At 68.8% G+C, this 21,097-nt stretch carries 19 protein-coding genes; 8 read left to right on the forward strand and 11 right to left on the reverse strand.

All coding sequences use genetic code 11. The features are described from left to right. Positions 1–35: 35 nt before the first annotated feature. Positions 36–1,961, reverse strand: coding sequence for a glycosyltransferase (locus ACIRGA_RS29915; protein ID WP_400947124.1), 1,926 nt, complete (start codon positions 1,959–1,961; stop codon positions 36–38). Positions 1,962–1,967: 6 nt separating this feature from the next. Continuing rightward, entirely contained in the window at positions 1,968–2,450 is a 483-nt protein-coding gene (locus ACIRGA_RS29920; RefSeq protein WP_400947126.1) for a GtrA family protein, read from the reverse strand. A 101-nt stretch (positions 2,451–2,551) separates the two neighbouring features. Here ACIRGA_RS29920 and ACIRGA_RS29925 point away from each other — a divergent pair, with 101 nt between their 5' ends. The 6 genes from ACIRGA_RS29925 to ACIRGA_RS29950 all read left to right on the forward strand — a co-directional run bounded on the left by ACIRGA_RS29925 (position 2,552) and on the right by ACIRGA_RS29950 (position 7,987). Then, the gene (locus ACIRGA_RS29925) at positions 2,552–3,922 is read left to right on the forward strand and encodes an FAD-binding protein (protein ID WP_400947128.1); all 1,371 of its coding nucleotides are present in this window, start codon (positions 2,552–2,554) and stop codon (positions 3,920–3,922) included. Beyond that, complete coding sequence (locus ACIRGA_RS29930) at positions 3,919–4,674, forward strand: decaprenylphospho-beta-D-erythro-pentofuranosid-2-ulose 2-reductase (RefSeq protein WP_400947130.1); 756 nt, start codon at positions 3,919–3,921, stop codon at positions 4,672–4,674. Before ACIRGA_RS29925 ends, ACIRGA_RS29930 begins: the two co-directional genes overlap by 4 nt. Before the next feature lie 70 nt (positions 4,675–4,744). Beyond that, the gene (locus ACIRGA_RS29935; RefSeq protein ID WP_400947132.1) at positions 4,745–5,227 is read left to right on the forward strand and encodes a YbaB/EbfC family nucleoid-associated protein; all 483 of its coding nucleotides are present in this window, start codon (positions 4,745–4,747) and stop codon (positions 5,225–5,227) included. Then, positions 5,224–6,714, forward strand: coding sequence for a WXG100 family type VII secretion target (locus tag ACIRGA_RS29940; protein WP_400947135.1), 1,491 nt, complete (start codon positions 5,224–5,226; stop codon positions 6,712–6,714). Before ACIRGA_RS29935 ends, ACIRGA_RS29940 begins: the two co-directional genes overlap by 4 nt. Next, positions 6,711–7,394: a hypothetical protein gene (locus ACIRGA_RS29945; RefSeq protein ID WP_400947137.1), complete on the forward strand. Its 684-nt coding sequence runs from the start codon at positions 6,711–6,713 to the stop codon at positions 7,392–7,394. The genes ACIRGA_RS29940 and ACIRGA_RS29945 overlap by 4 nt, the downstream gene beginning before the upstream one ends. Further along, complete coding sequence (locus ACIRGA_RS29950; RefSeq protein WP_400947140.1) at positions 7,394–7,987, forward strand: hypothetical protein; 594 nt, start codon at positions 7,394–7,396, stop codon at positions 7,985–7,987. Before ACIRGA_RS29945 ends, ACIRGA_RS29950 begins: the two co-directional genes overlap by 1 nt. Positions 7,988–8,064: 77 nt before the next feature. Here the strand turns inward: ACIRGA_RS29950 and ACIRGA_RS29955 are convergent, their stop codons facing one another. The 5 genes from ACIRGA_RS29955 to glf form a co-directional block, all read right to left on the reverse strand. Next, on the reverse strand, positions 8,065–9,570 hold the full coding sequence (locus ACIRGA_RS29955) for a hypothetical protein (protein WP_400947143.1): 1,506 nt from the start codon (positions 9,568–9,570) through the stop codon (positions 8,065–8,067). 38 nt (positions 9,571–9,608) lie between these two features. After that, a complete protein-coding gene (locus ACIRGA_RS29960) occupies positions 9,609–9,986 on the reverse strand; it encodes a hypothetical protein (RefSeq protein WP_400947146.1) in 378 nt (125 codons plus the stop codon). A 97-nt stretch (positions 9,987–10,083) separates the two neighbouring features. Continuing rightward, a complete protein-coding gene (locus ACIRGA_RS29965; RefSeq protein WP_400947148.1) occupies positions 10,084–11,043 on the reverse strand; it encodes a decaprenyl-phosphate phosphoribosyltransferase in 960 nt (319 codons plus the stop codon). Continuing rightward, positions 11,040–11,555 (reverse strand): phosphatase PAP2 family protein, encoded by a 516-nt coding sequence (locus ACIRGA_RS29970; protein WP_400947150.1) that lies wholly within the window; start codon positions 11,553–11,555, stop codon positions 11,040–11,042. The genes ACIRGA_RS29965 and ACIRGA_RS29970 overlap by 4 nt, the downstream gene beginning before the upstream one ends. Continuing rightward, positions 11,548–12,774: a UDP-galactopyranose mutase gene (glf, locus tag ACIRGA_RS29975; protein ID WP_400947151.1), complete on the reverse strand. Its 1,227-nt coding sequence runs from the start codon at positions 12,772–12,774 to the stop codon at positions 11,548–11,550. Before glf ends, ACIRGA_RS29970 begins: the two co-directional genes overlap by 8 nt. A gap of 81 nt (positions 12,775–12,855) precedes the next feature. On the opposite strand from glf, the gene ACIRGA_RS29980 reads away from it, so the two are divergent. Beyond that, a complete protein-coding gene (locus ACIRGA_RS29980) occupies positions 12,856–14,865 on the forward strand; it encodes a DUF6541 family protein (RefSeq protein WP_400947153.1) in 2,010 nt (669 codons plus the stop codon). A 365-nt stretch (positions 14,866–15,230) separates the two neighbouring features. Here ACIRGA_RS29980 and ACIRGA_RS29985 read toward each other — a convergent pair whose 3' ends face one another. Continuing rightward, entirely contained in the window at positions 15,231–16,124 is an 894-nt protein-coding gene (locus ACIRGA_RS29985) for an LLM class flavin-dependent oxidoreductase (protein WP_400947154.1), read from the reverse strand. A 135-nt stretch (positions 16,125–16,259) separates the two neighbouring features. Between ACIRGA_RS29985 and ACIRGA_RS29990 the strand changes: the two genes are divergently transcribed. Beyond that, entirely contained in the window at positions 16,260–17,060 is an 801-nt protein-coding gene (locus ACIRGA_RS29990; RefSeq protein ID WP_400947224.1) for an HAD family hydrolase, read from the forward strand. A 103-nt stretch (positions 17,061–17,163) separates the two neighbouring features. Here the strand turns inward: ACIRGA_RS29990 and ACIRGA_RS29995 are convergent, their stop codons facing one another. Genes ACIRGA_RS29995 through ACIRGA_RS30005 form a run of 3 tightly spaced genes read right to left on the reverse strand, consistent with a single transcriptional unit; the run spans position 17,164 to position 20,989 of the window. After that, entirely contained in the window at positions 17,164–17,898 is a 735-nt protein-coding gene (locus ACIRGA_RS29995) for a lysophospholipid acyltransferase family protein (RefSeq protein WP_400947156.1), read from the reverse strand. Between the two features lie 53 nt (positions 17,899–17,951). Further along, complete coding sequence (locus ACIRGA_RS30000; RefSeq protein WP_400947159.1) at positions 17,952–19,388, reverse strand: hypothetical protein; 1,437 nt, start codon at positions 19,386–19,388, stop codon at positions 17,952–17,954. Continuing rightward, on the reverse strand, positions 19,385–20,989 hold the full coding sequence (locus ACIRGA_RS30005; protein WP_400947161.1) for a hypothetical protein: 1,605 nt from the start codon (positions 20,987–20,989) through the stop codon (positions 19,385–19,387). Before ACIRGA_RS30005 ends, ACIRGA_RS30000 begins: the two co-directional genes overlap by 4 nt. Positions 20,990–21,097: the final 108 nt, after the last annotated feature.

Genomic DNA, 21,097 nt, shown 5'->3' on the forward strand with positions numbered 1-21,097 from the left:
TGAGACGCGGTGAAGGGCCCTTTCAGCTCACGTGCCTACAGCTCGTAAAGCCGCTTCCAGTTGTCTCGCGAGGTCAGCTCGGGCATGGAGCGCTTGTACTGCTCCTGCACCGCCGCGCCTTCCTTGCGGAGCCGCTGGATGACCTTGGCGCCGCGGCGCGCCAGGTCGAACATCTTCGCGCGGTCGTACGAGCGGACCCGCACGCCTTCCTGCGAAGCGTCGGTGACGACGGCGGTGTCGAAGGTCGCGACGTGCCACCAGTGGGCCTCGTCGATCGGGATCGCGCCGAGCGAGTGACGGCTGCGGCCGAGCACCCGGTCGAGGATCCGCTTGATCAGCACCAGGCGCTGCATGCTGGGCCGCGGCGCGCTGTTGATGATGCCGATGTCGTTCGACGCGATGCCCGGGACGTCGGTGGCCTTGTGCCGCTTGGTCTCGGGGTACTCGTCGCGGATCCGGCGGATCTCCTTCATCGCGGCGACGCCGCCGTCACGCAGGACCTCGGGCCCCTCGAGGAAGTCCTCGACGGCCTTGATCAGCGTGGCGGACAGGCCGTACTGCATGCCGAGCAGGTACCGGACCAGCTGCGCGATGAGCACGCGCGAGAGCAGGTTCAGGTTGAACGGCGAGTGCAGCGCGGCGGTGATGATCGAGTTCCGCAGGTTGAAGTAGCGGTGCCACTCGTCCCAGTCCTTCCAGTGGAAGTCGGCGTGCCAGACGCCGGCGCCCGGAAGGGTGACGGTGGGGAAGCCGTGCGCGCGGGCGCGGTAGCTGTACTCCGCGTCGTCCCACTGGAAGAAGAACGGCAGCGGGTAGCCCGTGGCCTTGACGACCTCGTACGGGATCAGGCACGACCACCAGCCGTTGTACCCGGCGTCGAGGCGGCGTTCCTGGCGGTTCGGCTTGAGGGTCTCCTCGTCGACGCCGAGCAGGTCGGCGGTCGAGAGCGAGTGCTGCACCGGCTGGCCGGGCTCCAGCGTGTTCAGCCGGGCGTATTCGGCGCCGACGTGCAGCTGGTTCGGGTGCAGCAGGTTCAGCATCTGCCCGCCGACGATGACCGGGTTGACCGTGCGGTTGGAGAACGCGGTCATCCGGATCACCAGATCCGGCTCGAGCAGCACGTCGTCGTCCATGAACAGGACGTTCGCGTGCTCGGTCTCGGTGTGCCCGGCGACCTCGTAGAGGCCGCGGGTGAACCCGCCGGCGCCGCCGAGGTTCGGCTGCTTGATGTAGTGCAGCTTGTCGCCGAGGTCCTTCGCGACCTGCTCGAAGCCGTCGCGCGATTCGACGAGGTCGGTGCCCTGGTCGGCGACGTAGATCGCGTCGAGCGTCTCCAGCGAGGAGACGTCGGCGGCGAGCGCCTGCAGGTTCGACAGGCAGTCGTCGGCGCGGTTCATCGTGCAGATGGTCACCGCGGTCGGGCGGATCTTCTCCGGCGCTTCGACCGTCCAGCGGACCTTCTCGACACGCAGCGACTGGCCGCCCTCGGTCTCGATGTCGAGCCAGAGCGCGCCGCCGTCGTAGAACTTGTCGAGCTTCGCGCTGAGCGTCACCTTCTGCTGCTTCGCGCCCTTGACGATCTCGGCGGCGACCACGCGCGTGTCGCCCTCGATGTCGGAGGCACCGACGGACAGCTGGCCGTCACCGGTGACGACGGCCTCGACCTGGACCTCGGTCACGTCGGTCCAGCGCTGCCAGTAGCTGGCGGGGAAACGGCCGAAATACGTGTTGCCGGACACCTTCGACGCGGGCTCGATGGAGATGCCCGCGCGCTCGCGCACGGCGGTGCCCCATTCGAGCTCGGCGTAGAGGTCCTTGCTGACGATGGGGGCCGGGCCGGCGTAGAGCCCACGCTGCGCGGTGAGACGGCCCTGCGGGGTGCGTTCCGCGAAGCGGGTGTCGTCGACAGTGCTCACCATGGCGCTCGGGGCCTCTCCGGTGACGGCGGCTTTACCGGGCATGAATCCTCAGTTCTCCTCTGTGCTGGTGGCGGTGGCGCGGGGCTCACGGAAGACGACCCACTTGAGCATGACGAAATTGATCATGGTCGCGGTTGCCTGCGAGACGACCCAGCCGAAGGTGGCCTTCCAGGCCGACTCCGGCAGGACGTGCAGCATCGTGCGGTTGACGCCGACGGCCACGAGGAACGTGACGGCGTACAGGAGCACGAAGCTACCGATCTGACGCGCGCCCTCCTGGCGTCCACCGGCGAAGGTGAACTTGCGGTTCAGGAAGAAGGCGGTCGTGGTGCCCACGATGAAGCTGAGCGCGCGGGCGATGTCGACCCACGGCGTCGCGTCCATTCCGAGGGCACGGAGCCCCTGGTAGACGCCGAAATCGACCAGGGCGCAGAAGCCGCCGATGAGGCCGAAGCGGATGAGCTGCCCGAGCAGCCCAGGGGAGGACGGCGCTGCTGCCGTCACGCCGGCTTTCGGGTCGGTCGCCACCACTGCTCTACCTCATAAACTGCTGGGGCTGATGCGCAAAGTGTAGAAGCGAGCACTTCAGGGTCACGTTCCGGGCATTGTTCGGCGTGGTTACCCTGGTCGGCGTGACCCAAGCACCCAAGACACAGCGGCAGTCGCTCATGGGCTGGGCAAGGACGGCGCCGAGTATCGCGGACGTCCTGAGCACCCCCGACGTGGAAGCCATCGCCCGCGCGGTGACACAGGCCGGGGAACGCGGGGTCATAGCGCGCGGTCTCGGCCGGTCCTACGGCGACCCGGCGCAGAACGCGGGCGGCCTGGTCGTCGACATGACCGCGCTGGACCGCATCCACTCGATCGACCCGGATTCCGGCATCGTCGACCTCGACGCCGGGGTCAGCCTCGACAAGCTGATGCGCGAGGGCCTGCCGTACGGCCTGTGGGTGCCGGTGCTGCCGGGCACGCGCCAGGTCACCATCGGCGGCGCGATCGCCAACGACATCCACGGCAAGAACCACCACTCGGCGGGCAGCTTCGGCAACCACGTGGTGTCGCTGGACCTGATCACCGCCGACGGCCAGGTGCGCACGCTGACTCCGGAGGGCCCCGACGCGGAGCTGTTCTGGGCGACCGTCGCGGGCATCGGCCTGACCGGCATCATCGTCCGCGCCAAGATCCGGATGACGAAGACGGAGACGGCCTACTTCAAGGCCGACATCCAGCGCACGGCGAACCTCGACGAGACCCTGGCGCTGGTCACCGACGGCTCCGAGGACAACTACACGTACTCGTCGGGCTGGTTCGACTCGATCTCCCGGGGCGCGAAGCTCGGCCGCGCCGCGTTCCAGCGCGGCTCGCTCGCGAAGCTGGACGAACTGCCGCCCAAGCTGCGGGCCGATCCGCTCAAGTTCAACCCGGGAACCCTGGCCACCCTGCCGGACGTGTTCCCGAACGGGCTGGCGAACAAGCTGTCGTTCACGGCGATCGGCGAGCTGTACTACCGCAAGACCGCGAAGAACGCGCGCGACCAGATCCAGAGCCTGACCGCGTTTTATCACCCGCTCGACCTCTTCGGCGAGTGGAACCGCGCGTACGGCTCCAAGGGTTTCCTGCAGTACCAGTTCAGCACGCCGCTGAACGCGCACGAGCCGCTGCGCCGCATCATCCAGAAGGTCGCCGACTCCGGGCACGTGTCGTTCCTCAACGTGTTCAAGCAGATGGGCGAGGGCAACCCGGCGCCGCTGTCGTTCCCGCACCCCGGCTGGATGGTCTGCCTCGACTTCCCGATCAAGGACGGCCTGAGCCGGTTCTGCCAGGAACTCGACGAGGACGTGCTCGCGCTCGGCGGCCGTCTGTACACGGCGAAGGACTCGCGCACCTCCGCGGAGAACTTCGCGAAGATGTACCCGCGGCTCGAGGAATGGCGCAAGGTCCGCGCTTCCGTTGACCCCGAAGGCGTTTTCGCCTCTGACATGTCCCGAAGGTTGGAACTGTGATCGACGCTGTGGGCAACCCCCAGTCCCTGCTGCTGCTCGGCGGCACCTCCGACATCGCGCTCGCGATCGCGGAGAAGTACCTGGCCGAAAAGCCCCTCCGGGTCGTGCTGGCCGGACGCCAGTCGCCGCGCCTCGACGCGGCCGCTCAGCGCCTGAAGGACAAGGGCGCCGAAGTGGCCACTGTCGACTTCGACGCCAAGGCCCTGGACACCCACCCCGCCGTGCTGGACAAGGCCTTCGAGGGTGGCGACATCGACGTCACCGTCGTCGCGTTCGGCCTGCTCGGCGACCAGGAAGAGCTGTGGCAGGACCACGCGAAGGCCGTCGAGGCGGCGACCGTGAACTACACGTCCGCGGTGTCTGTCGGGGTCGCGCTGTCGAACAAGCTCAAGAAGCAGGGACACGGCAAGGTCATCGCGCTGTCCTCGGTGGCCGGTGAGCGGGTCCGCCGCTCGAACTTCGTCTACGGCTCCTCCAAGGCCGGTTTCGACGGCTTCTACCTGGGCCTCGGCGAGGCGCTGGCCGAGTTCGGCGTGCAGATCACCGTCGTCCGCTCCGGCCAGGTGCGCACCAAGATGACCGAAGGCCTCAAGGACGCCCCGCTGACGGTGGACGTCGAGCAGGTCGCCGAGACCGCGGTCGCCGCCTCGCGCGCCGGCAAGGAACTGGTGTGGTCGCCCGCGCCGTTCCGGCTGGTCATGTCGGCCCTGCGGCATATCCCCCGGCCGATCTTCCGGAAACTGCCGATCTAGGGAACGAGCGCGCTGGTCCATTCGTCTCACCCGGGCACGGACGTCTCCGTCCCCGGGTTGAGAGGAATCGATGGCTGACCAGGAAGCCAAGCTCGACGCGGCCATCCGGTCGTTTCAGGAGCAGGCCGCCAAAGCCGCGGAACTGAAGGACAAGATCGCCGGGCTGCGCGGATCCGCGCGCAACGCCGACGGCTCGGTGACGGTGACCGTCGCCCCGTCCGGCGCCCTGCTGGGCCTCCAGCTGTCCCCCAAGGCGATGAACCGCACGCATACCGCGCTGCAGCAAGAGATCCTCACCGCGATCAGAGAAGCGACGCAGCAGGCGGCGGCCGCCATGCAGCAGACCGTCCAGCCGATCCTCGGCGACCGCGCCGAGCAGTTCAAAGAGGCGTTCAACGCCCACGTCGAACCGCTCGGGCCGAGCGCTCCCCCGCCCGCGGAAACCCTCGCCGGACCGGCCATGCAGCAACCCGTCCGCACGTCTCGTCCGACGCGGCCCGCTCCCACCGATGACGAAGACTTCGGCGGCCCGATCCTGCGGAGGGACGCATGACCGGCTTCGGCGTACAGACCGACGCGCTCACAGCGCACGCGACGGGGTCCAAAGAGGCCTCAGGGAACTTCGCCAGCCTCGCGAGCCTGCTGGAGCAGGCCAGGGTCTCGGACGACTGCTTCGGCCCGCTCGGCGAGCTGATGGCCTTCAAGTACTTCGAGGGCCTGCAAGAATGCCAGGACCTCGCCGAGCAGGCGAAGTCCTTCCTGGACCAGATCGCCGACAAGACCACCACCGCGGCGAAGACCTATCTCGAGCACAACCAGGGCACCGCCGAGGTCATCACCGGGCTCGGCGCCGGGTTGGACGACGGCGGCAGCGGCCCCGGCAGCCTGAGCGACCTCAACAGCGCCGGCGACTCGGGCCGCAAGGGCTACTGGGAGCAGAACGGCGGCTACGGCAGCTCGTGGATCAGCACGTCGTCCGAGGTCGCGAGGGCGAGCAGCCCGCCGGACGTCGCGATCGCGGCCGTGCACGCGCGGATGGAACAGCTGCAGCTCGTGATGAGCCCCGGTCAGTCCTTTTTGGACAACGGGCTCGGCTTCCTGATCGGGATCGTGATCAGCCCGCTGGTGGAGCTCGTCCTGGAGCCCGCGATCGGTGACCCCGAGCAGATGCGCAGTACCGCCAAGGGCTGGGAACAGACGGCCAAGTGGCTCGACGGCGTCGCCGAACACGAGCAGAAGCGCGCCGACGCGACCAAGGAGCCCTGGAAGGGGCAGGCGGGCGACGCGTTCCGCGGCCAGATGACCGAGTTCTCGGGCGGCGCCAAGGCGTTCGCGAACGACGTCCGCGGGCTGCAGCAGATCCTGGAGATCGCCGCCGACCTGTTCGACGCGTTCGTCGAGATCGTCATCGACATCATCCAAGAACTGGTGATGGGCCTGATCATCGAGTGGCTGGCCGCGCTGGCCGCCTCGTGGATCACGGCGGGCGCCTCGGTCGGCGCGGCGGGCGCGGCCACGGCGGGCCAGGTCGCGGTGACCGGCGGACGGCTCGGGATGAAGGTCAAGCAGCTGCTCGGCAAGCTCAAGCCGCTGATCGAGAAGCTCGAAGACATCCTGAAGATGCTCCGCAACGGGCCGCTGAAGAAGGTCGTCGAACGCACCGAAGGGCTGCGTGACGGTAACTGGCTGCAGAAGCGGCTCGCCGACCAGATCGACAAGAACCCCCTCGCCAAGATCGTCACGAAGGCCAATCCGACGACCGGGGCCTCCAAGACGGCCAACAAGTTCGCGGACCGCTTCGGCGTCGGCGGCGAGGGCTCGGACGCGCTCACCACCAACCTCACCGAGGCCGGGCTGCGGGCGATGGGCATGAGCGGGACGACCAGCTTCGGCAAGGCCGCCTTCCGCGGCAGTGCCGGTAACCTGACGGAGCTGGGCGTCGAGCAAGGCGTCAAGGCGGGCTACAACGAGTCGCAGGATTCGTCGTCCGAGGAAGAGCGCCGCGCGGCGACCGACAGAGGGTTCACGATCGAAGAATGAATCTCGGCTACCCGCTCGGGGCGGCGTCGCAGGCCCTGCCTTCGCTGCACCCGGGCGAACGGTTGCTGTGGGCCGCGTACGGCCGGACGCTGAACTACGACGTACGCGGCCTGGATCCCTGGGGCGTGCCGAAGAAGAGCGTGCTGGGCAAATTCGGCTCCGGCGCGGCGAACTTCGCCGGGGATATGGTGAGCGCCGCGCTGGGCGGGAGCGACGACGGTGGCGCGTCGAATCCGCCGTCACCGCAGGTCGTCGTGCTCGGTGAGCAGGGCGGCCTCGCGCACACCGCGGTGCGGGAGCTGTCCACCAGTGGTTCGCTTGCGCGGCTGTGGGCGTTGACCAGCGCGCGGCTGCTGGTGCTGGAGAAGGCCGCCCAGCCGCCGGAGCCGGAGAAGTCGTTCATGTCCAAGGCGTTCGGGTTCGGCAAGGAGATCGCCTCGATCATCACCACGAAGACCTACGGCGAGAACGCGGCGGGCGTCCCGATCGCGCGGCACGAGATGGAGCCGCGCGCCGAGATCCCGCGCGAGCGGATCGCCGGCTTCGCGGTGGCCGAGCACGGCAAGAAGCGGCTTCCATGCCTCCGCGCGTCCTTTGTGGACGGATCGGGGATGGATTTCCTGTTCGACTGCGACGATCCGCGGCAGTTCGCCTGGCTCCACTCGGTGACGGTGAGCTGATGGAGAACACGCTTCCGATGGCGAAGTCCGTCGACGAGATCGTCGAACGGGAACTGCACCAGTTCTGGCTCGCGCCGGGCGAACGCCTGATCATCGGCTGCCCGCCCGCGCACGGCTACGTGGGCTTCCTGCTCGACGGCAAGCTCACGCTGCCCTACTCGCCGTCACGGGAAATCCCTGCGGTGACAGGGAAAACGCGGTGGCCGCTGCCCGCGTCCGATGTGCTCGAAGCCGACTGGACCGACGACCCGACGATCGCCTACTGGGCCGTCGCGCGGACCGCGGACCAGACCGCCGCGCGGCTCGCGGACCACCTCGCCGGCGGCAAGGGCGAGGCGCGGCTGACGCTGTCCGACCGGCGGCTGGCCGTCGTGTACCCGGCGCGGATGCTGGAGGGCGAGGATCCCGCGCAGCCGTTCCGGACCTTCGAGGAGATGCCGTCGGGCGTGGTGCGCTCGGTGTCCGCGCTGTACCTGGGGCGGAGTTTCCCGCCGCGGCCGGTGCTTCAGTTCGCCTTCGCGGACGGGTCCGTGGTCTACCAGCGGGACATGCTGGCGGTCACGAAGGCCGACCGCGCCCACTCGCGCCGCTGACCCCCCGCGTTTCGTCCTCTGAATGCGGTAGTTCGCGATGCCGACTACCGCATTCAGAGGACGAAACGCGGGGAAGGTCAACGGGCGGGCAGCAGGTAGAGCAGTTGCGTGCCCATCCAGGGCGAGTGGATCGTCCAGGTCGCCAGCGCGTTCGCGGGTGGCGCCTTCCGGGTGGTGGCCAGCACCAGATCCGGGGTCGCGGGCGGGACGCTGTGATCGAAGAACCGGAAGTTCGCTTCCAGCAGTGCCTTCCCCAGATCGCTGCTGCGGTTCTTCGTCTCGATGATCGCCGGGTCGACGGAGCCGCGGTCGGAGAACTGGTCGACGATGTCGCAGTCGCAGGAGTAGGCGAGCGCGCCGACCTCGCCCGCGCTCTCCACCTTGCGCCCCTTGGTCAATTCGCCCAGCTGCGAGCCGATGGCGCGGTATTCGTCGGACGCGGCGTGGTTGCTGGTGATGGGCGCGAACCGGCGCGGCAGTTCAGGAGCCGCATAAGCGACGGCGCTCGTGAGGAGGAACGCGCCTGCCAGGATTCCCGCGCCGAGCCGGGCCCGGCCGGGCACCGCGCAGGCCGCGGCGGCGAGGAAGACCGTCGCGCCGACGATGCTGGGCGCGTAATACCAGTGGTACGGCGGGACGTTCAGCCAGCAGTAGGCCAGATAGTGCGCCGCGCCGGCGATGGCGAGGGTCGCGAACGGCAGCAGCCGCTTCGCCCGCTCCGAGCCGCGCCGGAAGTGGAACGTCCACAGTAGACCGGCGAGAGCGCCGATCACGAGGGGCAGAAAGGAAAGTGTCGCCGCCACCGGGAAGTTGCGCCAGTACAGCAGCGGGCCGTTGGTGAAGCTGAACGGCCCCCATGACCGCTGCATGATCTTGATGACCAGGGTGTCCGGCACCGCCGAACCCAGCACCAGCCAGCTGAACACGAACCACGGCAGCATCACCGCGAGCGCGGCGAACGTCATCCGCCAGATGCCCACCCAGAATTCGCGGCGCCCGAGGAACAGGACGAACGCGATCAGCAGCAGATCGATCCGGATCAGCGCGATCAGGCCGATCACCGCACCCGCGGCGGCGGGATTGCGTTCGTGCAGGAACACCATCAGCCAGACGACCGCCGTCGCGCCGAGGGCGACTTCGAGACCGACCGACGACAGCAGCAGCGGGTTCACCAGCAGCAGGCCCAGTGCCAGCGGGGCGAACCAGCCCGAGAGACCGGTCGCGGCGCCGATGCGGCGCAGCCCGAGGACGAGCGCCACCTGACTCGCGACGAACACGATCCCGGCGGCGAAGACGGCGTCTCGCACGATGAAGGTGACGAGCGCCAGCACGAGGACGTTCAACGGCGACGTCGCGGTGTTGGCGGTGCCTTCTTCGATCAGGCCCCAATGGCCGTGGAAGGCGAGGTTCTTCGCATACGAGAGCGTGATGTAGGTGTCGTCGATCAAATGCCCGCTGACCAGCACGAACACCAAGGCCGACGCCACCGCCGCCCCGGCCGGGAGCACCCAGGGGCGGGTAAGGACGGCGGCTCCCGGCAGCGCACCGGAAGCCTGGGGCAGTTCGGCGGAGGCGCTTCGCATCACGAACACCGTACACGGCCTCGTGATGATTCCGTTACTTACCCACCGTGGGACTGGTCACGCCGGCCGGGACCGTCACGGAAGTCGCGATGCATGCCATGACCACCCGGACCACGGTGTTCGCGGGCGATACCGGGCCGGCGGTCACCGTCGCGGGAGGCCAGGCCGACGGCGGTGCCGATGATCCCGCCGCCGAGGATGAAGCCGAGGGCGCCGACCGCGACCAGTTGCGTCGCGCGGTGCCCGGCGAACCGGCGGAAACCGCCCTTCTTCGGCGGCGCCTGCTGCGCGGGCACCCAACCGGGCGGCGGTCCGGCGGGGGCGGCGGCCGGGGTCTCGGCGGGTTTCTCAGTACCGGCGACGGGCTGCTCGACCGTCTTGTCTTCGTCGTCGGACGGCCGCTGCGGGTCGCTCATCTTTCGCTCCTAGGTCGATGGGGGCGGGCGCGGTGCCCGCCCCCATCACCGAGGATGCGCGCGCATCCTGTGGATGCGCTGTGTACCGGCTGTCGAATCAGAGATAGAACGACAGGAACAGCGTGACCACCCAGCTCGCGCCGAGCACCTGGAGCACGCGGTCCTTGAGCGCGATCTCCTCCGGCTCACCCGCGTTGCCGCCGTCGACGTCGACGGCGTAGCGCAGGACGGCCACCACGAACGGGACCATCGAGACGACCGCCCAGACCGAGTCGTGCTCGACCTGGCGGATCTCGAACGCCCACAGGCAGTAGGACATGATCAGGATCGCCGCGGACGTCGCCCAGACGAACCGCAGGTAGCTCGCCGAGTACTTCTTGAGCGAAGACCGGATCTTCGCCCCCGTGCGCTCGAAGAGCATGATCTCGGCGTAGCGCTTGCCCGCCACCATGAACAGCGAGCCGAACGCGGTGACCAGCAGGAACCACTGCGAAAGCGCGATACCCGCGGCCACGCCACCGGCGATCGACCGCATCAGGAAGCCCGAGCCGACGATGGCCAGATCGACCACCGGCTGGTGCTTGAGCCCGAAGCAGTAGCCGAGCTGGACGGCCTCGTAGACCGCCAGCACGACCGCGAGCTGCCAGCTGGCGAAGAACGAGATGCCGAGGCCGGCGGCGAAGAACACGCCCGCCGCGACGAAGGCCACCGGCACCGGCACGATCCCGGCCGCGATCGGCCGGTTCCGCTTGGTCGGGTGGGCCTTGTCCGCCTCGACGTCGATCGCGTCGTTGATGAGATAGACCGAGGAGGCCACCAGCGAGAACGCCGCGAAGGCGATCAGCGCGGCGACCAGCAGGCCGGTCCGGTCCGTCGACTTCGAAAAGGCGAAGAACGGTGCGGCGAACACCAGCACGTTCTTCACCCACTGGCGCGGGCGTGCCGTCTTGATGATGCCGCCGACGAGACCGCCGGCGACCTTCTTCGGTTCAGCGGCCTCGGCCACGGGTTCTACGTCGTCAGGCTTGGAATCGGCCTTCTCGGTCGTTTCACTCATCGTCGCTTCAGCTTCCTACGTATCAAGCCGCCGACTACGCCCCCAAGGGCCGCTCCGGCCAGAACGTCGGTCGGGTAGTGGACGCCGAGCACGAGCCGGGAGGCCAGCATCGGCGGTACCAGGGCCGGGACCAGGTTACGCCCGGTCAATCCGGAGTAGAGCACCGCCGCCGCCGTAGTGGAGGTCGCGTGCGAGGACGGGAAGCTCAGCTTGCTCGGCGTGGAGACCAGGACCTCGACGCTCGGGTGGTCCGGCCGCGGCCGCCTGACCACGCGTTTCACCGCGATGGACGCGGCGTGGGCGCCGACAACACCCGCGGCCGCGATCAGCCAGTCCTTGCGGCGCTTCTTGTCCACCGCGGCCCCGACGAGGCCCAACGCGAACCAGCCTGCGCTGTGCTCGCCGAAGTGCGAAAGACCCCGGGCCGCCTTCACCGTGACGTCGCTCTTAAGGACGCCCTGAGCCTTCGCGAGTACAGCCACCTCGCCGGTGGGAGCGCCCTTCTCAAGCATCGAGGGACCCGTCGAGAGGCGCGCCATCGGTCAGGTGCGGCGCGATCTTGTTGTCGAACACGGACAGCGCCGAACCGATGGCCATGTGCATGTCGAGGTACTTGTAGGTACCGAGACGGCCGCCGAACAGCACGTTCTTGTCCTTGGCCTCGGCCTTCGCCAGCTCGCGGTAGGCCTCGAGCTTCTCGCGGTTCTCCGGGGTGTTGATCGGGTAGTACGGCTCGTCGGCCTCACCGGCGAACCGGGAGTACTCGCGGAACACGACCGTCTTGTCGTTCGGGTAGTGCTTGCGCTCCGGGTGGAAGTGCCGGAACTCGATGATCCGGGTGTAGGGCACTTCTTCGTCGTTGTAGTTGACGACCGAGGCGCCCTGGAAGTCGCCGGTCTCGACGACCTCGGATTCGAAGTCCACCGTGCGCCAGGTGAACCGGCCCGCGGAGTAGTCGAAGTAGCGGTCCAGCGGACCCGTGTAGACGGTCGGGGTGCCGGCGGGGATGTGCTCGCGGACGTCGAAGTAGTCGACGTTCAGCCGGACCTCGATGTTCTCGTGCTCGGCCATCTTCTCGAGCCACGCGGTGTAGCCGTTGACCGGCAGGCCCTCGTAGGTGTCGTTGAAGTAGCGGTTGTCGAAGGTGTAGCGGACCGGGAGCCGGGTGATGATGTCGGCGCCGAGGTTCTTCGGGTCGTTCTCCCACTGCTTGGCCGTGTAGCCGCGGATGAACGCCTCGTACAGCGGGCGGCCGATCAGCGAGATGGCCTTCTCTTCGAGGTTCTGCGCGTTCGCGGTCTCGAACTCCGACGCCTGCTTGGCGATCAGCTCGCGGGCCTCGTCCGGCGTGTGCGACTTGCCGAAGAACTGGTTGATCAGCGCCAGGTTCATCGGCAGCGGGTAGACCTGACCCTGGTACTTGCCGAACACCCGGTGCTGGTAGTTCGTGAACTCGGTGAAACGGTTGACGTACTCCCACACACGTTTGTTCGAGGTGTGGAACAGGTGCGCACCGTAACGGTGCACCTCGATTCCGGTCTCCGGCTCGGCCTCGGAGTAGGCGTTACCACCGATGTGGTGGCGCCGCTCCAGCACGAGGACCTTCTTGCCGAGCTCGGCCGCGGCCCGTTCGGCGACGGTCAGCCCGAAGAATCCGGACCCGACCACGATGAGGTCGTAGCCGGTGAAATCGGCTTCAGTAATCTTGTCGGGGTTCGTGTGCGCGCTCACGGGCGTCGAGGGTACGCACGTCGACTCCGTGCCCTGCAGCGAGCACCGGTTTTCACCTTCGACACACACACTTAGGAAGCAGTGCCTACTCCGGACACCTTCTGGTCGTATTTCGGTGCGACCCTGACCTACCTGGCCGTTCTGGCGGTCCCTGGCGGGCTCGTCGGCCGGGCCGCCGGCCTGCGCGGCTGGGCCCTCGCGGGGCTGGCCCCGCTGTTGTCCTACACGGTAACCGGACTGGCCGGTCCGTGGCTGGCACTCGCCGGTGTGTCGTACAACCCCCTGACCGTGGCGGCCGTCACGGCCGTGCTGGCCGGGATCGGTTTCGGCCTGCGCAGGCTGGGGCAGGCGCGCGGGTGGATCAAGCCGGGCGCCGAGGAGCCGCCGACGAAGTGGCACCCGCGCGCGCATTACGCCGTCGCGGCCTGCGTCGCGCTGGCCGTCGGCATCTCGATCCTCGTGGTGCTCTCGGCCCGCGGCGGGACGACGGCGGTGTTCCAGCGCTGGGACACCGTGTTCCACGCGAACGGCATCCGCTACATCGCCGAGACCGGTGACGGCTCGCTGACCGGCATGGGCACCGTCAACTGGTACCCGGACGGCTCGTTCTACCCGAACGCGTATCACCTGGTCGGCTCGCTCGTGTACTCGATCTCGGGCACGACCATCCCGGTCACGCTGAACGCCATCACCATGCCGGTCGCCGGAATCTTCGCGCTGTCGATGGTCGCCCTGATCCGCCAGCTCGGCGGGCGGGCGGTGTTCGCGGGCTGCACGGCCCTGGTGGCCGCCGCGGCCACCACCGGCGCGTACGAGTCGGTGTCCAGCGGGCTGCTGCCGTTCGCGCTGGGGATCGTGCTGACGCCGCTGGCCGTGGTCGCGCTGGCCCGCTTCCTCGCGCGGCCTGGCCTCGACACCGGTTACGTGCTCGCGCTGACCGCGGTCGGCCTGCTGGCGGCGCATTCGTCGGCGCTGTTCGGCGCGCTGCTGTTCGCCTTCCCGCTGGTGGTACAGCGCTGGTACCGCGCGCTGCGGCACAAACCGCTCGACGGCGTGCCCGAGGGCCGCGGCGGGCTGCGGGTCATCGGCGGTGACGTCGTCAAGATGGTGCCGGTGATGGCGGGGAGCGCGCTGCTCGCGGCGCCGCACATCCTCGGCGCCCTGAAATTCACTTCGGGTTCCTACCCTTACTACGCGTGGGGCTCGGACCTGCCGGTGCTGAAGTCGCTCGGGCTGCTGGTGACCTTCCGGCAGGTGCTGAGCGCCCCGCAGGTGTGGCTGACGGTGCTGCTGGTGATCGGCGTGCTGAGCCTGTTCCGGCTCGGCCGGATGCGCTGGGTGGGGCTTTCGGCGATCGGCTTCTCGGCGCTGTTCGTGCTGGTCGCCTCGTTCGGCGCCGAACCGTGGGTGATCTCGCTGTCGCGGCCCTGGTGGAACGACCGGTACCGGCTGATGGCGCTCGCCGCGATCCCGCTGTGCCTGCTCGCCGGGCACGGGATGGCGGAACTGCAGCGCTGGTTCGCGAAGTGGGCGAGCGGCCGATCCTGGGTGAAGAGCCGTCCCGCGCTGCCCGCCCGGCTGGGGCTGGCGACCGCCGTGTTCGTCGTGGCCGCGTCGGCCGTGCTGACCAAGGGCTTCTACACCGAGTCGAACGCGCACGCGGTGTCGTTCCTGTACTACAACGGGCCCGAGGGCGAGGTCACGCCGCCGGTCAGCGCCGACGAGCTGGCCGCGATGGACCAGCTGACCAAGATGAACATCGGACCGGACGAGAAGGTGCTCAACGAGCGCTTCGACGGGACGGCCTGGCTGTACGCGATCACCGGTATCCACCCGGTCGCCGGGCACTACGACCCGGGCGTGCCGCCGCCGGACGCGAAATACCTGGCGCTGCACTTCCGGGACTACGACACGGATCCCGAGGTGCAGGCCGCGGTGAAACGGCTGAACATCAAGCACGTGCTGATCGGGAGCACGCCGATCAAGATCGGCGAGCCGCCGGCGCCGGGACTGCGGGATCTGGACGGGCTGAACTTCCTGCGGAAGGACTTCTCCAACGCGGGGGCTTCGATCTACACCCTGACCCGCTGACGGCCTTCCCCGCGATCACGTGCGCCGGGACGCAAGACACGTGTCTGAAGCCGGATCACGCGTGTTTGAAGCCGTAAGACGCGTGTCTCCGGGCGCATCACATGAGTTACGCCTTCAATCACGCGAGTTACGCGCCCGAGCACGCGTGTTCCGGGCCTGGACACGCGAATCGCGGCCCAAAGATAAAGGCTCGCGTGGTCGCGGACTGCCCCTGCCGCGACCACGCGAGCCTCAGTCCCCCATTCACCCCCGGGGTGACCCGTGAGGGGCAGCCGTCGCTGGCCACACCCACTCGCTGTACTTGTCTTTCAGACGATCACTGGGCGGAACGGGTTTACCCGGCCCGCCAACGTCACCCGATCGGCCTAAGAGCTTCTTCCCTGGAGTACCGGGAGTACGTCGCTCACGACCTCTTCGAGCGTCGACTCACGGCCGACGTAGTAGTCGCCGGACCTCGGCCAATGCGTGACGATGTCGGTGAACCCGAGCTCACCGGCCCGCCCGGCGGCGTCGGTGAACGCGCCCACGCTGGCGAGGGAGAAGACCGGCGCCGCGTCGAGGCTCAGGAACCGCTGCACGCTCGCCTTGTCCCGGCCCACGGCGTCGAGGCGCTCGTCGAAGGTCTTCACGAGTTCCGCGACGCCCTTCCACCACTCGTCCTGGGTCTCCGCCTTGACGCCGGTGGTGGCCCAGCCCGCGCCGAACCGCGCGGCGAGCGTCATCGTGCGGGGGCCGTTCGCGGCCACCAGGAACGGCAGCCGCGGCCGCTGCACGCAGCCCGGCTGGTTCCGAGCGCCCTTGGCCCGGTAGTACTCGCCCTCGAAGTCGAAACCGTCGGTCATCAGCAGCCCGTCGAGTGCCTCGACGAACTCGGCGAACCGGTCCGTGCGCTGCTTGACCGACAGCTCGGGGCCGTCGAGCACGGTGGCGTCGTAGTTGGTGTTCGGCACGCCGGCGCCCACGCCGAGGATGAAACGGCCGTCGGAGATGTCGTCGAGGGTGGTCAGCTCGCGGGTGAACGGCACGGGATGCCGCGCGACCGGCGAAGCCACGAAGGTGCCCAGTCTGATCCGCGACGTCACCATCGCGGCCGCCGTCAACGTTGGCATCGCACTGAACCACGGGCCGTCGACGAGAGTCCGCCAGCCGAGGTGGTCGTACGTCCAAGCGTGGTCGAAGCCGTATTCCTCGGCGGCCCGCCATTTCGGCTCGGCCGCCCACCAACGATCTTCCGGAAGGATCACGATGCCTACGCGCACACCCGGGAAGGTACCGCGAAGCGAAGCTTCTCCTTTGAGGGCGGTGGCGGGGGCATGGATGGAGTATCGGTCCGGACCGACACTTCGCCCGATGGGCGGATCTTCGGGGACAATGTGCCGGTGGAAAAGCCCCTCTTGATCGCATCCGACGTCGACGGCACCTTGCTCGCCCCGATGGAGGTCCTGACCGAACGCACGATCGACATCGTCCGGCGTGTCGCCGAGGCCGGAGTCCCGTTCGTGCTGGCCAGCGGCCGTCCGCCGCGCTGGATCGCCCCGATCGCGAACCCGCTCGGCCTCACCGGATACGCGGTCTGCGCGAACGGAGCGGTGCTGTACGAGATCGGGACCGACCGGATCGTGGCGGTCCACGGCCTGCTGGAACCGACCCTGCTGCACGACACCGTGAGTGCGCTTGATCACGCCCTGCCCGGCTGCCGGTTCGCCGCGGAACGGGTCGGCGAGTCCGCGCAGGACCCACGCGTCCGCAGTTTCGTGATCGAGCCCGACTACCACAATCCGTGGGGCAACCACGAGGGCGCGGAGGCACCGCGGGCCGAGGTGCTCGGGCATCCGGCGATCAAACTGCTGATCAGCAGGCGCGGGATGAGCTCGGACGAGATGGCGCGGGCGGCGCGTGAGGTGCTCGACGGCTCCGTCGACATCACCTACTCGACCGACACCGGCCTGATCGAGGTCGCCGCGCACGGCATCACGAAGGCGACCGGGCTGGCCGAGGTCGCGGAGCGCCTGGACGTCCCGGCCGAGCGGGTGATCGCGTTCGGGGACATGCCCAACGACGTCGAGATGCTCGGCTGGGCCGGGCACGGCGTCGCGATGGCCAACGGGCACCGCTACGTGCTGGACGTCGCCGACGAGGTGACGGCGCCGAATTCCGAGGACGGTGTCGCGCAGGTGCTCGAACGCTGGTTCTAGGGAGCGATCGGTCACCGTGGTGGGGGGGGGGGGGGGGGGGGGGGGGGGGCGACCCCCCCCACCCCCCCCCCCCCCCCCCCCCCCCCCCCACCAACCGGTCCCGCTAGCGGCCTTCGCGGTCGAGCTTCGCGGCCTCTTCCGGCGTCGGCGCGGTGCCGCCGAGGTGCGCGGGCAGCCACCAGCGTTCGTCGTCGGAGGCCGGCTTCTCCGGATAGCCGGCCTGGACGCGGTCCACAAGTGCGGACATCCGCACGCGAAGGTCCTTCGAAAGGACCTCGGCGTCGTCGTCGGCCTTCGGGTGCATCGGCTCGCCGACGAGGATCGAGATCGGGACGTGGCGTTTGGTGAGATCCTTCGGGTGACCCTTGGTCCACAGCCGCTGAGTGCCCCACAGTGCCATCGGCACGACCGGGACACCCGCCTCGGCGGCCATCCGGACGGCGCCGGACTTGATGTCCTTCACGGTGAACGACCGGCTGATCGTGGCTTCGGGGAACACGCCGACGACCTCTCCGGCCTTCAGGCGCTCGACGGCTTCCCGGTACGAAGCGAGACCCGCGCCGCGATCGACGGAGATGTGATGCATGCCGCGCATGAGCGGCCCGGCGATGCGGTTGCTGAAGATCTCCTTCTTCGCCATGAACCTGACCAGGCGTTTCGCCGGTTGCGCGCCGAGCCCGCAGAAAATGAAGTCGAGATAGCTCACGTGGTTGCAGGCGATGACCGCCCCGCCCGTCGACGGGATGTGCTCGGTCCCCTCCACCCGGATGCGGTTGTCCAGCACCCGGAACATCAACTTCGCCGCCATGATGACGGGCGGGTAAACGAGCTCAGCCATTCGTTCAGGTTACGCTACCGTAGGGTAACCAACCTACGGTCGCGTAGGTCACATCACTCCGAGCGCGCGAAGGTCACCAGCGCCAGCACGACGCCGAGCAACGTGCAGTACAGCGCGATCACCTGGTGCTTGACGTTCTCCAGCCCGTCGCCTAGCGCCGCGAGCGCGAACTGCCCGGCGGCCACGGCGAGCAGGAAGCCCAGCGTGACGCCGATCGCGGCACGACGGGTCTTCCAGCCACGCCAGGCGATCAGCGCCCATATCGGCAGCAGGGCGAAGAAACCCAGTGGCGCCAGCAGTTTCGTCACGGTCGAAACGATCGGGACGCGGTATTCCTGCGCTTCCGGGGCGAAACCCGCCGACCGGTCGAAGCTGCCGAGGTAGGGCGGGCGCGCGGTGAGCAGATCGCCCGCGGCGCGGTCCAGGATTTCGACGGTGCGGAAGGGATGGGTCGCGAAATACTCGACGACGTTGCGCCTGCTGATCTGTTCGCGGTACTTCGGGTACTCGGGATCCTGCGTCGCGGGCTTCGGATGCCACCAGCCGTTGCCCGCGTACTGGCCGAACGACGCGGGCAGCCCCAAGGCGGCGAGATCGGCCCCGGTGTCGTGCCGACCGTCCACAATGGTCAAGAAGATCGTGTTGAACATGTTGATCTCACGCGAATCGTCGCCCGGCCGCGCGGCGAGGGAGCCGTCGGGCAGCTTCGCCGGTTCGACGGTCTGCTGCGCATAGGCCGTGCCTCCGGCGAGCGCTCCGATGACGAACACCGCGGGAAGCCAGCGCTTCAGGCCGCTGACGCCCGCCGGGCGGACGAGCAGCACGGCGAGCGCGAGCAACGGCAGGATCATCAACGTCTGGACCTTGGCGTTGACCGCGATCACGCCGCCGAAGAGCACGACGGCCAGGCCCGCGTAGCGCCACCAGCCGGGCCTCGCGGCCACCAGGAGACCGCCGACGGCGAGCAGGAGACCGAGGAACGCGGCACCTTCGCCGAGCACCGAGGCGAAGTAGCCGAAGAACGCGGAGTCCGCGACGACGAGCAGCAGCCCCACGGTCGCGAAACCGCGGACGCGGCGCGAGTACGGCAGCCCGACGACGATCAGCGCGATTGCCGCGGCGGCGAGGACGCTGGTGAGCACGCCGAGCACGACCAGGCTGAGCGTCGCTTCGAGGCCGAGCAGCCCGCCGATCGACCGCGCGATCCGCGCGAACCAGCTCTGGGTCAGGAGATACGTGGCGTCGCATTCGCCTGCCGGGGCGGTGTAGGCGAGCTGGACGAAGCCCTCCGGTTTGCCCTTCCACGGGATGCCCGCGCCGCACAGCACGCGGAAACCGTCACCGTTGTCGGACATCGCGATCGGCCTCGGCACGAGGAAACGCACCAGCAGCACGGTGAGCGCGACGGCGAACACAGAGAGGCCGAAGAGGCGCGAAGGTGCCTCAAGCGCTGCCTGCCTGCTGGGGGAAACGCGTTCGTCGACACTCACGAAGGGCACGGTACGTGGCGGAAATCCGGTGAGCGGTCGAGGGCCGACCTGACCGCCCGCTCGACGTCCGCCCGCAGGAACACCGAGATCCACGACGAGCTTCCTTCACGCGCGAAGGTCGCGACGCGGTATCTCGCCGCGTACTCCGGGTCGATCACGCAGGATTGCGTCGCCGAATAGCCGCTGTCGGTGATGACGGCGATCGTCGGATGCCGCCGGGAGACGACGGCCTCGTCCACTTCCTCCGTCTGCCCCCGGACGCCGACGATCTGCAGCTGCGTCCCGGCGTGGTACGACAGCACACCGGGCGCCGACGTGCTCACGACCGAGCCGGGCGGCAGGTAGGCGTCGAGCCAGCGGCCGATCTCCTCCATCTGCGCGCCGTGGTCGTGCCAGGCGCGCACCCGGCCCAGCATCTCCGGGCTGAACACCGACACCAGCACCGCGAGCCCGGACAACGTCACCGCCACGGCGGGCATCAGCCGTTGGACCGGCGGCCGCGGGCGAGGGCTCGGCGCCGCGAGGAGCACGCCGTAGACCGACACCGCCGCCACCGACAGCAGCGGCGGGATCGGCGCCAGCAAGCGCCAGGCGGGCCCGGCGTCACCGCCGAAGAAGACCACGAAACCGGTGAGCCCGACGGCGGTGACGAGCATCAGCCAGATCAGTGACCTGGCCTCGGCCTCGTGCGGGGTCCGGCCGGTGCGGCGCAGCGAGAGCGCCACCACCGAGATCAGGCCGAGCAGCAGGAATCCTTGGTGGACCACCGAGAAACCCGACAGATACTGCCAGCCGCGGTCCATCCGGGACTGGACGTCGAGGTCGAAGGGGATGACGACCGAGGTCGGCAGGACATGGTCGTAGTACGTCACCCGCCAGGCCGTCCACGGCGCGGCGAAGACGAGCCCGCCGAGCAGCCAGCCCACCGGCGCCCACCAGGTGTGACGGCCGCGCAGGGCGGCGACGACCAGCCAGCACCCCACCAGCACCGCGAACGCGATCCCCGCCGGGCGGGTCATCATCGCGAAGGCCACGAGCACACCCGCGACCACCGGGCGCCGGGCCGCGAGCGCGGCGAAGACACCGAACACGAGCAGCATGAACAAGGGCGTCTCGGTGCCGGATCCGCCGTACGCGGCGAGACCCCCGGCTCCGGCGACGAGCACCGCGGCGGCCACCCCGTAGGCGGGGCGCGACTCGCCTGCGGCCCGCGCGACCACCCGGTTCACCGTCACGTACGCGAGCAGGACGGCGCCGAGCGTGGCGAGAATGCCGAGCACGACCGCGGAGGTCTCGATATCGGCCCCGAACGCCGCCTTCGGCAACGCGATCACGATCATCCAGAGGAAATTCGTGTACCCCTCGATCCGCTCGCCGGTGTTGAACACCGGCCCATTGCCGTCGGCGATGTTCTGGGCGTAACGGAAGGTGATGTACGCGTCTTCCGCGATGGTCGAAAACACCAGCTGGTGCACCAGCGAGAAACCGAGGGCCAGCATCAGCGCGACGGCGCGCCACCCCTTGTCGGCGCTGATCTTGGGCCAGGCCACCAGTACGAAGATCGCTACCACGGACCAGGCGACGACAAGCGCGATCACCACCTGATCCCCACCCTCCCGGGCCGAGCCGCTCCCCTGTCGAAAGACTACGGTCAAGTATCGATCACCGCGCCAAGGTGTTTCTTTCGGCGCAGTCAATTGACACGAATG

The organism is Amycolatopsis sp. NPDC102389 (genome assembly GCF_044765885.1).
GTDB lineage: Bacteria > Actinomycetota > Actinomycetes > Mycobacteriales > Pseudonocardiaceae > Amycolatopsis.

Coding starts and splice junctions, on each gene's coding strand:
- ACIRGA_RS29915 (WP_400947124.1), bottom strand. CDS start 1,961: ATGCCCGGTAAAGCCGCCGTCACCGGAGAGGCCCCGAGCGCCATGGTG.
- ACIRGA_RS29935 (WP_400947132.1), top strand. CDS start 4,745: ATGGCTGACCAGGAAGCCAAGCTCGACGCGGCCATCCGGTCGTTTCAG.
- ACIRGA_RS29940 (WP_400947135.1), top strand. CDS start 5,224: ATGACCGGCTTCGGCGTACAGACCGACGCGCTCACAGCGCACGCGACG.
- ACIRGA_RS29945 (WP_400947137.1), top strand. CDS start 6,711: ATGAATCTCGGCTACCCGCTCGGGGCGGCGTCGCAGGCCCTGCCTTCG.
- ACIRGA_RS29950 (WP_400947140.1), top strand. CDS start 7,394: ATGGAGAACACGCTTCCGATGGCGAAGTCCGTCGACGAGATCGTCGAA.
- ACIRGA_RS29955 (WP_400947143.1), bottom strand. CDS start 9,570: ATGCGAAGCGCCTCCGCCGAACTGCCCCAGGCTTCCGGTGCGCTGCCG.
- ACIRGA_RS29960 (WP_400947146.1), bottom strand. CDS start 9,986: ATGAGCGACCCGCAGCGGCCGTCCGACGACGAAGACAAGACGGTCGAG.
- ACIRGA_RS29965 (WP_400947148.1), bottom strand. CDS start 11,043: ATGAGTGAAACGACCGAGAAGGCCGATTCCAAGCCTGACGACGTAGAA.
- ACIRGA_RS29970 (WP_400947150.1), bottom strand. CDS start 11,555: ATGCTTGAGAAGGGCGCTCCCACCGGCGAGGTGGCTGTACTCGCGAAG.
- ACIRGA_RS29995 (WP_400947156.1), bottom strand. CDS start 17,898: ATGGCTGAGCTCGTTTACCCGCCCGTCATCATGGCGGCGAAGTTGATG.